Annotated in this window: 12 protein-coding genes; all 12 read left to right on the top strand. The window is 59.8% G+C overall.

Translation table 11 applies throughout. The annotated features are described in order from the left end of the window. Positions 1–10 precede the first annotated feature (10 nt). The 12 genes from NOV21_RS09845 to NOV21_RS09900 all read left to right on the top strand — a co-directional run bounded on the left by NOV21_RS09845 (position 11) and on the right by NOV21_RS09900 (position 11,932). Positions 11–1,453, top strand: a complete 1,443-nt coding sequence (locus tag NOV21_RS09845) for an exopolysaccharide biosynthesis polyprenyl glycosylphosphotransferase (protein WP_283170807.1) — start codon at positions 11–13, stop codon at positions 1,451–1,453. Then, the gene (locus NOV21_RS09850; RefSeq protein WP_283170806.1) at positions 1,450–2,250 is read left to right on the top strand and encodes a DUF4422 domain-containing protein; all 801 of its coding nucleotides are present in this window, start codon (positions 1,450–1,452) and stop codon (positions 2,248–2,250) included. The genes NOV21_RS09845 and NOV21_RS09850 overlap by 4 nt, the downstream gene beginning before the upstream one ends. A gap of 9 nt (positions 2,251–2,259) precedes the next feature. After that, entirely contained in the window at positions 2,260–3,168 is a 909-nt protein-coding gene (locus tag NOV21_RS09855) for a LicD family protein (protein WP_283170805.1), read from the top strand. Positions 3,169–3,201: 33 nt separating this feature from the next. After that, positions 3,202–4,011 carry an ABC transporter permease gene (locus NOV21_RS09860; RefSeq protein WP_283170804.1) on the top strand — a complete coding sequence of 270 codons (810 nt, stop codon included), beginning with the start codon at positions 3,202–3,204 and terminating at the stop codon, positions 4,009–4,011. Continuing rightward, positions 4,001–4,777, top strand: a complete 777-nt coding sequence (locus tag NOV21_RS09865; RefSeq protein ID WP_283170803.1) for an ABC transporter ATP-binding protein — start codon at positions 4,001–4,003, stop codon at positions 4,775–4,777. Before NOV21_RS09860 ends, NOV21_RS09865 begins: the two co-directional genes overlap by 11 nt. 52 nt (positions 4,778–4,829) lie before the next feature. Further along, positions 4,830–5,300 carry a glycerol-3-phosphate cytidylyltransferase gene (gene tagD, locus NOV21_RS09870; RefSeq protein WP_346428539.1) on the top strand — a complete coding sequence of 157 codons (471 nt, stop codon included), beginning with the start codon at positions 4,830–4,832 and terminating at the stop codon, positions 5,298–5,300. Positions 5,301–5,305: 5 nt separating this feature from the next. Continuing rightward, the gene (locus tag NOV21_RS09875; protein WP_283170802.1) at positions 5,306–6,577 is read left to right on the top strand and encodes a CDP-glycerol glycerophosphotransferase family protein; all 1,272 of its coding nucleotides are present in this window, start codon (positions 5,306–5,308) and stop codon (positions 6,575–6,577) included. 212 nt (positions 6,578–6,789) lie between these two features. Beyond that, complete coding sequence (gene istA, locus NOV21_RS09880) at positions 6,790–8,277, top strand: IS21 family transposase (RefSeq protein WP_283170801.1); 1,488 nt, start codon at positions 6,790–6,792, stop codon at positions 8,275–8,277. 209 nt (positions 8,278–8,486) lie between these two features. Further along, positions 8,487–10,049 carry a DDE-type integrase/transposase/recombinase gene (locus tag NOV21_RS09885; RefSeq protein WP_283170800.1) on the top strand — a complete coding sequence of 521 codons (1,563 nt, stop codon included), beginning with the start codon at positions 8,487–8,489 and terminating at the stop codon, positions 10,047–10,049. After that, the gene (gene istB, locus NOV21_RS09890; RefSeq protein WP_283170799.1) at positions 10,046–10,819 is read left to right on the top strand and encodes an IS21-like element helper ATPase IstB; all 774 of its coding nucleotides are present in this window, start codon (positions 10,046–10,048) and stop codon (positions 10,817–10,819) included. The genes NOV21_RS09885 and istB overlap by 4 nt, the downstream gene beginning before the upstream one ends. A gap of 202 nt (positions 10,820–11,021) precedes the next feature. Beyond that, entirely contained in the window at positions 11,022–11,171 is a 150-nt protein-coding gene (locus NOV21_RS09895; RefSeq protein WP_283170798.1) for a hypothetical protein, read from the top strand. Beyond that, a complete protein-coding gene (locus tag NOV21_RS09900) occupies positions 11,165–11,932 on the top strand; it encodes an ATP-binding protein (protein WP_283170797.1) in 768 nt (255 codons plus the stop codon). Before NOV21_RS09895 ends, NOV21_RS09900 begins: the two co-directional genes overlap by 7 nt. Positions 11,933–12,677: the final 745 nt, after the last annotated feature.

A 12,677-nucleotide genomic window follows, 5' to 3' on the forward strand; every position in this document is an offset into this window, starting at 1 on the left:
GCTCCTCTTCGTGAGCCGCAAGAAGCGACATATCGTCTACGCTTTCCTGGCGCTTTTCGATGCCGCGATCATCGTCGCTTCCTATCTGATCTCGTCCCGGCTGTACGTGGGCTCGCTCAAGACGCTGGCAGGCTTGGATTACCTGCATCTGCCCCTGCGCTACAACTCGGGCATGATCGTGCTCGTGGTGTATGCGTGCATACTCGTTGCGTTTTACGCGGCAACGCGGATGTACGGATCGATCTGGCTTGGCAGAACCCGGGATATGGCAAAGCGCGTGCTCATGGTGAATACCGTGGGCATCGTCGTGTTCGCGGCGGCTTTGTACGTGCTGCATATGGACGATGTCAGCCGCATGACGCTGTTCATCTTCTATCTCACCTCCACGGCGTTGGTCGTCTTCAAAGGCTGGATCACCATCCAGGTATTCTACCGCATGCGCAAATCGGGGAAGGGCATGCGGCCCGTCCTGGTGGTGGGATGCGGCAACCTGGCGCAGCATTACGCCAACGTGATCGGCAGGTATTCCGCTCGGCTGGAGCATGTGGTCGGATACGTCGTCCCCACGATGGCTCTCGCAAGCGAGCAGGAGGTTGCGCGGGATTGCCCGCTGCTGCGCGAAAGACTGGGTTTCGCCAACGAGCTCGATCGCATCCTCGAAACGCATTCGGTCGAGGAGATCATCGTCGCGCTCGAATACGATGAGTACGACAACATCCGCTTCGTCGTCGCCGCGGCCGACAAGTACGGAACCGCCCTCACGTTGGTGCCGTTCTACAGCGACATCATCCCGCGCCGCCCGGATATCGATTCGGTGGAGGACGTCAAGCTGGTGGATATGCGCAGCATCCCGCTCGCCAAGCCGTTGTCCGCCTTCGTGAAGCGCACCCTCGACATCGTCGTCAGCATCGTCGTCATCATCCTGACCTCGTGGATCATGCTGCTGGCTGCCATCGGCGTGAAGGCATCAAGCCCGGGCCCTGCTCTGTTCAGGCAGGAGCGCACGGGCCGCCGCCGCAAACCGTTCAAGATGCTGAAGTTCCGCAGCATGCGGTTGACGGACAAACCGGTTTCCACATTCAAAGAGGATAAGGACGCACGGAAGACCAGGTTCGGCAGCTTTATCCGCAAGTACAGCATCGATGAGCTGCCCCAGTTCTTCAACGTGCTGGTGGGGCAGATGAGCATCGTGGGGCCTCGCCCCGTTGTGGAGAGGGAAACCCTCGCCTACCGCGACCGGATCTCCCGTTACATGCTGCGCCATCAGGTGCGGCCGGGCATCACGGGCTGGGCGCAGATCAACGGCCTGCGCGGCGATCCCTCGATCGAGAAAGCCATCGAGCGAACCGAATACGATCTATGGTACATCGAGCATTGGTCCGTCTTGCTCGATGTGAAGATATTCTTCCGCACGCTGTTCGGGGGCTTCATCAATTCGGAGAAGCTGATATGAGCGAACGCCCCTCCATCTCGATCGCGGTTGCCACGCATAAGCCGTATCGCATGCCGGATGATCCGGTGTACCTGCCGCTGCAGGTGGGGAAGGCGCTGCATCCCGAGGTCGACCTGGGATTCGCGACGGATGCGACGGGGGAGAGCATCTCTGATTTGAACGGCGTGCTCTCGGAGCTGACCGCCCTGTACTGGATGTGGAAGAACTCCGATGCCGCCTACAGGGGCCTCGTGCACTATCGCAGGCATTTCAGGAGCCCCCAGGCGAAGCGGCAGGATGGCCGATTCGCGCGGATCGCGGGCGAGGATGATTTCCGCCAGGCACTGGAGCGGGCGGATATCGTGGTGCCGGCGAAGCGCAACTACTATATCGAGACCATCGCCAGCCACTACGAGCATACGCACGCCAAAGAGCATCTGATCGAGACGCGTCGCGTGCTCATGGGCATGTGCCCTCAGTACACGCATGCCTTCGATCGGGTGATGCACGGGACGTCGGCGCATATGTTCAACATGCTGGTCATGCGCGATGAGCTGCTGGACGAATACTGCACGTGGCTGTTCCCGGTTCTGTTCGCGCTCATGCGGCGTATCGATCCGGCATCGTGCGGGAGCGAGTTCGAGATGCGCTATCCGGGGCGCATCAGCGAGATGCTGCTGGATGTGTGGATCGCCGCGAACGGATACGCGTACACCGAGCTTCCGACAATCATCCCCGAACCTGTGAACTGGGCGAGGAAGGGCAGCGCGTTCCTCGCCGCGAAATTCGCCGGCAGCACGTACAAGAAGAGCTTCTAAGGCGCCCCCATGAAACTGACCACGTTCGATATGCTCAAGAACATCCCCGCGCGCGACGGCATGGTGGAGATCGATGATAAACAGCTTCGCCGCTTGCAGGACCTTCTGCTGTGCATGCTGGGTGATGTCATCGACTTCTGCGATGCGAACGGCATCGATTATCAGCTGTACGGCGGCACGTGCCTGGGCGCGGTGCGCCATCATGGCTTCATCCCCTGGGACGACGACCTGGATATCAACATGCCCCGCAAGGATTTCGAGCGATTCATGAAGCTGTTCCCGCTCCAGCACGGTGATGCCTACTGGGTGCATGATCCCGCCAGCACCGACCATCTTGAGCTGGGGTTCGGGCGCATCCGCAGGAAGGGGACCGCGTTCCGCACGCGCGATGACTACAGCACTGATGAGGCGGGCGTGTTCATCGACATATTCCCCGTGGACAACGTGCCGGACAATCCCGTCGCGCGCGGCGTCCATGGAGCGGTGTCTATGGGACTCGGCTATCTGCTTTCCTGCCGCCGTTTTGCCGCGCATGAACGAGAATACCTCGCTTTGGCGGAAGGGAACGAGGCGGCGGGCCGCACCTTCCGGTTCAAGATGCGCGTGGGGTCGATCATCGGTTTCGCCTCTATCGCCGGATTGCGCACGATATGGGATGCGTGGAACTCGCTATGTAAAAACGAAGATTCTACCTACGTGACCATCCCCGCCGGCCGCCGCTACTACTTCGGCGAGATGGAGCGCCGCGATGTCATGTATCCGGCGGCAATCGCGGAGTTCGCAGGTCTGCCGGCGAAGATTCCCGCGGATGCGGATGCCTACCTCACGCGCATGCATGGCGACTACATGACGCCGCCTGCGCCCGAAGACCGTGAAAGCCATGTAGTGTACGCTTTTGACCTGGGGTCGCTATGCTAGACTTATAAAGTCTGCAATAGAAACCGAGGGGCAGTGCTACAGACCCTGCAAACAATTTTACGGGACAATTGGGAATGGCGCGGCCAAATCGGGCGTCTTGCCATCTTCGATTTGATGAAGCGATCGCGCGGCGCGGTTTTCAGCTATGCGTGGCTGTTCGTGCGACCCGCCATCTTCATCTTCGTGTTCTGGTTCGCCTTGGAGATCGGCCTGCGCGCGGGCGGGGATGCCGAATGGCCCCCTTATATCATATGGCTCGCTGCCGGCCTTATGCCCTGGTTCTTCATGGTGGACATGATGGGACCTGGCGCCAACGTGCTGCGTCGGTACTCCTACCTGGTGAACAAGATCAAGTTTCCGCTCTCCGCCATCAGCGCCATATACACGTGCTCTTCGATGCTGGTCGAGCTCGGGTTGATCGTCGGGCTGTTCGGCATGTACTTCTTCGCAGGTCTCCCTCTCGATATTTATTTCCTGCAGGTGCCGATAATCTTGCTCCTCATGTTCGTATTCTGGGATTGCTTCTCAATCTGGACCAGCCAGCTCTCCGCGCTGAGCAAAGACTTCGCGAATTTGGTGAAGGCGATGATCCAGCCGTTCTTCTGGCTTTCCGGCATCATCTACAACACGGCGACGCTCCCCTTGGACTGGATTCAAACCGTATTGCTCTTCGACCCGGTCACGTTTTTCGTCACGGCTATGCGCAACGCGTTCTACGACAAGATGTGGTTCTGGGAGAACCCCGAAATGTGCTGGGCTTTCGTGTTCATGTTCGTCGTGCAGCTTGTGCTGATGCTGGCAGTTTATAAGAAAACGAACGAGGATGTTGCCGATGTCCTCTAGTGAAGAGCTGAACGTATCGAAGAAGACCGCCGTTTCCGATGAAGTGGTGGTCCGGTTCGATCATGTGACCAAGACGTATAACCTGTACAAGAACGAGAAGGGCCGTTTCCTGGGGATTTTCAACTTCCAGAAGAAGGGAGATTTCCTGGGCAGCGTGAATGCGAGCGACGATCTGTCGTTCGAGATCAAGCGCGGGGAAGCGGTTGCCTTCATCGGCGAGAACGGCGCGGGCAAGAGCACGGCGCTGAAGATGGTCACGGGGGTCACGCATCCCACGAGCGGAAAAGTTGAGGTCAAGGGTCGCGTGAGCGCCTTGCTCGAGTTGACCGCCGGCTTCGACAGCCAGCTAACCGGGCGCGAGAACATCAAGCTGCGCGCGCAGATTCTGGGTCGCACGCGGGCGGAGGCGAACGAGATAGAGCCACGCGTTACCGAGTTCGCGGAGCTCGGCCTGTACATCGATCAGCCGCTGCGCATGTACTCCAGCGGCATGAAGGCGCGCCTGGGCTTCGCGTTCGCGGTGGCGATCGACCCGGAGATCCTTGTGGTGGACGAGGCGCTTTCCGTGGGCGATAAGAACTTCCAGAAGAAGTGCATCGCGCGCATCCGCGAGATCATGGATGATTCGCAGGTGACGGTGCTGTTCGTCACGCATTCCTCGAACACGGCGAAGGAATTCTGCAGCCGCGGAATCGTGCTGGAAAAAGGCAGGAAGATGTTCGACGGCTCCATCGACGATGCCGTCGCTTACTACAACGAGCGCTAATGTTCGCCGAAGTTATTAATTTCCCCTAACCAGTGAAAGAGAGCAACTGCCCATGGAAGCAAGCACCAACAAGATTCAACTTGAGCGCACGAGCGATTTTGTGGTGCCCGAGCCTCATGTTGGGATTCGTCGCGTGTTGACTTACGGAACGTTCGATCTTCTGCATTTCGGCCATATCCGCCTCTTGCAGCGAGCTGCTTCGCTGGGCGATTATCTGATCGTTGCCCTTTCCACCGACGAGTTCAATGCAGGCAAGGGGAAAACGAGCTTCTATCCCTACGAGGTCCGACGTGAGATGCTCGAGGCGATTCGATATGTCGATTTGGTTATACCCGAAAACAGTTGGGAGCAGAAACTCGATGATGTGAGGAATTACCATGTTGACGTTGTGTGCATGGGCGGCGATTGGGTAGGTAGTGATCGGTTCGAGTATCTGAGAGAAGCGTGCGAGCTGGTCTATCTTGATCGCACTCCCGGCATTTCAACCACGCAGGTCAAGAACCAGTTGGGATACGAATCGTAAGTGCCATGCGGACAACTTCAGGCCCTATAGCGTTTTTGAAGCGCGTATCGCGAGTATGGTTTCGGAAACATCCGCAACTACGTACCAGTTTCCGTCATGGATATTGGCGTATTCAGCACGCGCGATATCGCTTCCGGGCAAAAAAGATCCCGCTGGAGCCTCAAACGATTTTCTTCGAAGCATACGGCGGACGTTCGTATGCGTGCTCTCCCCGTGCCATATACGAGGAGATGCTGGCGGACTCGCGGTTCGATGGGTGGCGGTTCGTCTGGTCATTCAAGCACGATGTCCCTGTTCCTGATTACACGCAGCTCAAACGGGCGGAAACCGTCGTCCATGGCGATGCGGAATACCATCGTGCGCTCATGAGGGCGGGGTACATTATCCAAAACAATCGACTTCCGGAGTACGTGATGGTGAGGGAGGGCCAGGAGTACATCCAATGCTGGCACGGTACACCCTTGAAGCGCTTAGGCGCGGATATCACGACGAACGCCGGGGATGCTGCCAATTCGGCGAGCGAACTTGCCTACCGGTTCCATTCCGATGCGATGAAGTGGACCCATTACATCGCGCCATCCGAATTCACGGCAGAACATTTGGCGAGCGCCTTCGGCTTGGCCGAAGACGAGGCGAGGCGGAAGGTTCTGCTGGTGGGATACCCTCGCAACGATCGGCTTGTATGGGCCGCAAAGGATCCAACAGCCCAAGAAAGCATGCGCAAAAAGCTCGGCCTGCCTGCTGACAGGAAAGTGCTCCTATATGCCCCCACCTGGAGGGATACCGTGCATAAGCAGGGCGTGGGGTACGTGCTGGATTGCCTCCCGGATTTCGACATGTTACAGACGGCACTGGAAGGGGAGTGGGTGATACTTTTCCGCCCCCATTACTATCTCGCACGCGAATTCGATTTCAGCGCATATGAAGGATTCGTATACGATGCAAGCGATATCGACGATATCAACGATTGCTATATCGCATCTGACGCGTTGGCAACGGATTATTCCAGCGTGATGTTCGATTATGCGAATCTGCGCCGTCCGATTTTGCTGTACGTGCCGGATCTCGACCGGTATGCAAACGATATCCACGGCTTCTATTTCGACATCCGCGAAGTTCCTGGTCCGTTGTGCGAAACGACCGAGGAGTTGATATCTGCAGTCAAAAAGCTGAACGGATACGAACAGGAATACGGAGCTCGCTACCGCTCCTATGTTAATCGATTCTGCTCTCTAGACGATGGAGACGCTTCGCAAAGAGTCAAAAATATTCTCTGATCCGCCAGATGCTTTTCCTCTCGGATGAGTTGAAGTTTCTGAACTGTCTGAGAAGATGCTAGTTAGCTGATTCGCTATCAGAAGATGGGTAGTAACCGCCGCCGGTACCGCCTGTCTCCTATAACTGGTACCGCGAGTAGCCTGTAACCGGTACCGCATAAACTCCTTTCGGCACGCCCAATCCGGGGCGTCCAAACCGGAAGGAGGGCAATATGCCCAACTACAAGATGGTGTTCTCGATGCTCGCGAAGGGAGGAGTGAGCCAGCAGGGCATCGCCGCGATCTGCGGGTGCAGCAAGCGCGATGTCTCGAGTGCGGTAAAGTACGTGCGCGAGACCGGGACGCCCGCGAGCAAGCTCGCCGAGATGACGGACTCAGAGCTGCGCGAGAAGGTGTTCCCCAGAAAGGAGAGGCCGCGCGACGCCGGGCACCTCCAGCCCGACGTCGAGAGCTGCGTCGCCCGCAAGCTCAGGCATCCGAAGCTCACGGTGAAGCAGTTCTGGTTCGAGCACTGCGCCGATGCCGATGCGGTTGGCCTGAGGCCCTACTCGTACCAGAAGTTCTGCGAGATGTTCGCTGAGGAAGCGAAGCGCGAGGATGTCGCCGACCGGCTGAAGCACGAGCCCGGAGCCAAGGTGTTCATCGACTACGCCGGCATGGCCGGGCAGATAACGGACAGGCTCACCGGCGCCCTCACGAAGGTCTGGGTCCTGGTCTTCTGCCTGCCGGCGTCATGCAAGATCTACGCCAAGGGATTCCTCGACGTGACGGAGCGCTCGTGGCTGGACGGGCACATGAACGCGCTCGAGTTCTTCGGGGGCGTGCCTCGCATGCTCATCCCCGACAACTGCGCCACGGCCACGGATCGCACGTCAGTCTACGTCACGCTCGTGAACAGGACGTACGATGACTTCGCCTCGCATTACGGCTGCGCGGTCGTGCCGACGCGGGTTCGCGCCCCGCGCGACAAGAACCTCGCGGAGTCGACCGTCGACCTTATCGAGAAGTGGGCGATCGCCCCGTCCAGCGAGATGACATTCTACACCCTCGAGGAGTTCAATGAGTACCTCTGGGGCCGGGTCGACTGGCTCAACTCCCGCCCGTTCTCCGAGCGCGAGGGGAGCCGCGACTCCGACTTCGACGAGCGTGAGAGGCGCACGCTCATGCCGCTGCCGGCAGAGCGCTTCGAGGTGTGCGAGTGGCGCCGCGCGAAGGTCGCGCCAAACTACCACGTCCGCATCGACTACCAGTACTACAGCGTCGACCACACGCTGATCGGCAAGACGGTCGACGTGCGCCTCGGGGAAGGCAGAGTGGGCATCATCCTCGACGGCGAGGTGGTGGCCGAGCACAGGAGGCTCTTCGGCAGGAAGGGGCAGTACTCGACGAGAGTCGAGCACATGCCGGAGGCGCACAGGGCGCTGCCGGACCCGTGGTCGCCGGACCGCTTCACATCGTGGGCGGACCGGATAGGGCCGTCGACCGGCGAGGCGATACGACGCGTCCTCGCACATCACGTGATCGTCGAGCAGGGCTTCGTCCCCTGCCGCAACATACTCGGCCTGTCCAAGCGGTACGGCGCGCAGCCGCTCGAGCGTGCTTGCGGCCGCTTCGTCGCCACGCCGGGGGCCGTGCCCTCCTACACGGGCCTCAGGAACGCCATCCTGGCGGAGAAGGCGGCGGAGAAGTGTCGACGGTAGGCTGTTTTTACCGCAGTGAGGTAGGGACTTCTTCCCCGGCACGGTAAGCAGTATTTCCCTGGGCCCGGTAATCGGTTTTTCCAATTGCACGGTGAGCAGAATTTCCCTCCGGCGGTAAGGAGTATTTCCGCGGAGCAGAGGGAAGGAGAAATCGTCTGGCATCCTAACGGCCGCACGCGACCAAACGTCAGCCGTTAGGAGCAAACCAGATGATACAGGATTCCATGATCGACGAGATTCAGGAGATGAAGCTGTCCGGCTTCCCCCTCAACGAGGTCTACGACGACCTCAAGAGAAGGCACAGGAAGGTGCCGCACATAAAGACGGTGCGCAAGTACTACAACATGGACGCCGCGCCCGAGGACAACCACGCCAAGGTGGCCAAGCAGATGGCGTTCGACGTCGAGCCGTTCCGGTCGGCGGTGATCGAGATCGTCGCCGCCAACGCCGGCTGCAAGATGAGCTCGGTCTACGACGTCCTGACCGAGAGGTACGTCGACAGCGGCGAGTTCGACAAGCTGCCCGGCAACGGGCAGACCCTGCGCCACTTCATCCACAGGCTCGAGGACGAGGGCGCCATATCGGGGCCGGCAGACACGCGCCGACGCTACGACCTGGTGGACACGCCGCCCGCCGGCGAGAAGGCCCAGATCGACTTCGGCCGGCAGAAGTGCGAGGGCGGGCCCACCGTCCACTTCATGAACATCCTGCTGTGGCACTCGCGCTACCTGTGGGTCTGCGCGCAGGACCACAGGTTCAGCGCCGAGGAGGCGTGCCGCGCCATACACCGCTTCACGTGCAAGGTGGGCGGCCGCCCGAAGGCGCTGGTCATCGACCAGGACAGCGTGTTCGTCACCGAGGAGATCCTCGGCGAGGTGTTCGAGACGCAGGCGTTCAAGGACTTCCTCCAGGAGCAGGATCTGGGCCTTTGGGTTTGCAGCAAGGCCGACCCGGAGAGCAAAGGAGCCATCGAGAACACAGTTTCTTACGTAAAATCGTCCTACTTCTCCGCCCGGGCGCTCAAGACGATAGACGAGGTGCAGCGCACGCTGCCGGCTTGGTGCGACCGGGCCAACCGCAGGATACACCAGGGGACGTTCAGGATACCGCTGGTGGAGTTCACCGACCGGGAGAAAGCGGCGCTGCGGCCGACGCTTCCCAGCGTCTACGAGGCGGCGCCCCTCGATCTGAAGCCCCAGGGCATCGGCTCGCAGCCCTACGTGCTCTACAGGTCGGTGAAGTACTCGGTGCCGTGGGAGATGTGCTACTCGGCAGCATCCTACCGCGTCATTGGAAGCAAGCTCCACGTCTACGATGCCAAGCGCCGCCACGTCTGCGTGCACGACATCAGCCCGGTGAAGGGCTCGTTCCAGCGGCTCGACGAGCACAGGAGGCAGCCCGCGAGCGACTGGCTCGACATCGCGGAGCGCATGAGGGCCAAGTGGAGCTGCACCGACTTCCAGCACTTCGTGAACGGGTTCAAGAAGGAGAACCAGGCCCGACACCTCGGGAAGCAATTGGGCGCCGTGGAGCGCTACCTCGACGAGAAGAAGCCCTCCCGGGCGCTGGTCGCGGAGGCGATGCGGGTCTGCTGCCGGGACTTCCGCTACCGCTACACCCAGTTCAAGGCGGTGTTCGACCTGGTGGAGGCGGACCTTGCGGGCGGCGGGGACGCGAGCGTCGTCACCGTTGGCGCCGTCCCCGCAAACGACGTGGACAGCCGCGGGCTGGACAGCTACAGGAAGGCGTTCGAGGAAAGGTGCGCGTCATGACGGCGGCGAGCACGATCCAGATAGGCCAGCTATCATCCATGCTGGAGACGTTCGGGGTCAAGCACGGGTCGAGGCAGCTTCCCGACATCCTGGATTCCGCCGGGAGGAACGAGCTGTCCCACCGGGAATTCCTCAACATGCTGCTCATGGCCGAGGTCGAGGGCAGGAACGCCCGCAAGCGCAAGCGCAACTACGCGGCCGCCCACTTCCCGCCGAGCGTGCGCCCCGTAGAGGAGTTCGACGCCTCCGAGCTGGAGGGCGGCATATCGCAGGCCCAGGTGGAGCAGCTGGCGGACCTCGGCTGGCTTGACGCCCATGGCAACGTCGTGCTGGCGGGGCCTCCGGGCCTGGGCAAGACCATGGTCGCCCTGGGCCTGGGGCTCAAGGCCGTGGACGAGGGCTACACCGTGGCGTTCGAGAAGATGGAGTCGTTCATCGAGGTACTCGACAAGGCGGAGGTGGACCGCAAGGCGGGGTTCCGCCTTCGCTACCTGAAGAAGGCCCAGCTCTGCATCGTGGACGAGATAGGTTATACGCCCATCGCCAAGAACCAGGCCAACCGCTTCTTCAGCTTCGTCTCCGACGCCTACGAGAGCAGCAGCATGATATTCACCACCAACAAGGAGATCACGCAGTGGGAGGAGCTCATGGGCGACCAGGTGCTCACGACCGCGATGCTCGACCGCATCCTGCATCACGCCAGGTGCTTCTCCCTGCGAGGGGAATCCTACCGCCTGAAGCACCCGGGGCTGTTCGCGGCGGCGAATTAAAGAGCGCGAACGCGAGAGGCGCCGCGCGAGGGCTTGCGCCCCGCGCGGCGCCTCTTTACCTTCCTTCGGAAAAACTCCCTACCGTGCCGGGCAAAAAGTCGTTACCGAGCGGCTGGATAATCTGGTTACCGCCCTGGGGGATAAAGTCCTTACCCTCCTCAAGGAAAAAATTCTTACCTTGCCAAGGAAAAACACCTTGACATTGGCAGAGAAGAGGAACGGGGCGCGGCACCACGGCGCCATCGCCGGAAACGGCGGCCTCGTGGACCGCGCGCGGGGCTCGGGCAGGGTGAACGGCCCCGACGCCTACCGCCGCAAGAAGGGCGTGGAAGGCGGCGACGCCAAATGCTGACCGAGGAGGACTTCGACAAGTTCAGGCAGTTCAGGGTCAAGGCGATGGGCGACAGGCTACGCGAGATGCTGGAGGACCCGTCTTACGACGAGTGGACCTTCGAGCAGAAGATGAAGGAGCTCATCGACGCCGAGGATGCGGCGAGGCAGTCGAGGAAGATCGCGAAGCTCGTGCGCGAGGCCCGGTTCAAGCTCCCGAGCGCGTGCGTGGAGGACATACTCTACGTCTCCGGGCGCAAGCTCAACCGCGACCGCGTGACGCGATGGGCGAGCTGCAAATGGGTCGAGGACAAGGAGGTCGTTGTCGTCATCTCGAAGAGCGGGGCCGGCAAGTCGTATATTTGCCAGGCGCTCGGCAACTCTGCCTGCCGGAAGCTGATCAAGACCAGGTACGTCAGGCTCGCAGACCTGCTGGACGACCTCGGCAGGTGCAGGGCCGCTGCGGACGGCAGCATCTACGAGCATATGGATTACTACAAGAACGTGGATTTGCTCATCGTAGACGACTTCCTGACCACGCCGATCACGACGCAGGCATCGTTCGACGTCTTCGAGATCATGGAGGCGCGCGACGGACGCTGCGCGACGCTGATTGCCTCGCAACTCGAGCCGAACGAGTGGTACCTGCGCTTCGACAGCGAGCTAGTGGCCGACTCGACCATCAACCGGATCACGACGGCGTCCCGCTACATCGACCTCGAGGGGCCGAACATGCGCGAATACCTCGCAAGGCAACGCGGGAAAGACGCTGATTCGGCTTAACGGCGGTACCAACTATACGTTACTCGCGGTACCAGTCTCGGGCGACAGCTGGTACCGCGAGGGGTTACTACTCAGAAGATAGAAGGGGTAGCTCGGATATGCCGCAGGTGATGAGTCCAATGCCACGCGTTTCATCTTCGCCGATACCACTATACATAAAAGTATATTTTTCGTTGACATGGATAAATGTACTGCGATAAATACCCCTTGCATCCCAAATACCATTTTTGCCAGGCTTAATGATCTCGATAGGATCTGACCAATTTAAGCCGTCCGTAGAGGACGAATAATACAAGTTCATGCCCCTCGATGTCGACAACACATCTGCGAGAGCTACCGCGACAGCGGGAAGGTAGTGTCGCGAACGGCCGAGTCGGCTTCGGGTCATCTACAGACACCGTGAAATCATTACCACATACGAAAAAACACCGGACAGGACCCTTGAAAACCCCCTAGGAACCAGATTTCCAGCACTACCCCTCAATTGCCTTCAATACATCTTTATCGGTAATTACAACTGGCGAAAAAAGGATTACACCATCATCGATATCATGCGAGGAAATAAATGATGCGATACTATCCTTATAGTGCCGGGGATCGATAACATATACGATAGAACCTGACTTTTGCAGCAGCAGAAGGCCGATTCCCCCTCCTGACATGGGGAATCGGCCTTCTTTCCGGTGACATTTCCTGTGGCGGAACCGCTCAGCTCCTCGGTTTCCTCACGTCTGCCATGACCTGG

The organism is Curtanaerobium respiraculi, assembly GCF_024609215.1.
Classification (GTDB): domain Bacteria; phylum Actinomycetota; class Coriobacteriia; order Coriobacteriales; family Eggerthellaceae; genus Curtanaerobium; species Curtanaerobium respiraculi.

Coding starts and splice junctions, on each gene's coding strand:
- NOV21_RS09850 (WP_283170806.1), top strand. CDS start 1,450: ATGAGCGAACGCCCCTCCATCTCGATCGCGGTTGCCACGCATAAGCCG.
- NOV21_RS09855 (WP_283170805.1), top strand. CDS start 2,260: ATGAAACTGACCACGTTCGATATGCTCAAGAACATCCCCGCGCGCGAC.
- NOV21_RS09865 (WP_283170803.1), top strand. CDS start 4,001: ATGTCCTCTAGTGAAGAGCTGAACGTATCGAAGAAGACCGCCGTTTCC.
- tagD (WP_346428539.1), top strand. CDS start 4,830: ATGGAAGCAAGCACCAACAAGATTCAACTTGAGCGCACGAGCGATTTT.
- NOV21_RS09875 (WP_283170802.1), top strand. CDS start 5,306: ATGCGGACAACTTCAGGCCCTATAGCGTTTTTGAAGCGCGTATCGCGA.
- istA (WP_283170801.1), top strand. CDS start 6,790: ATGCCCAACTACAAGATGGTGTTCTCGATGCTCGCGAAGGGAGGAGTG.
- NOV21_RS09885 (WP_283170800.1), top strand. CDS start 8,487: ATGATACAGGATTCCATGATCGACGAGATTCAGGAGATGAAGCTGTCC.
- istB (WP_283170799.1), top strand. CDS start 10,046: ATGACGGCGGCGAGCACGATCCAGATAGGCCAGCTATCATCCATGCTG.
- NOV21_RS09900 (WP_283170797.1), top strand. CDS start 11,165: ATGCTGACCGAGGAGGACTTCGACAAGTTCAGGCAGTTCAGGGTCAAG.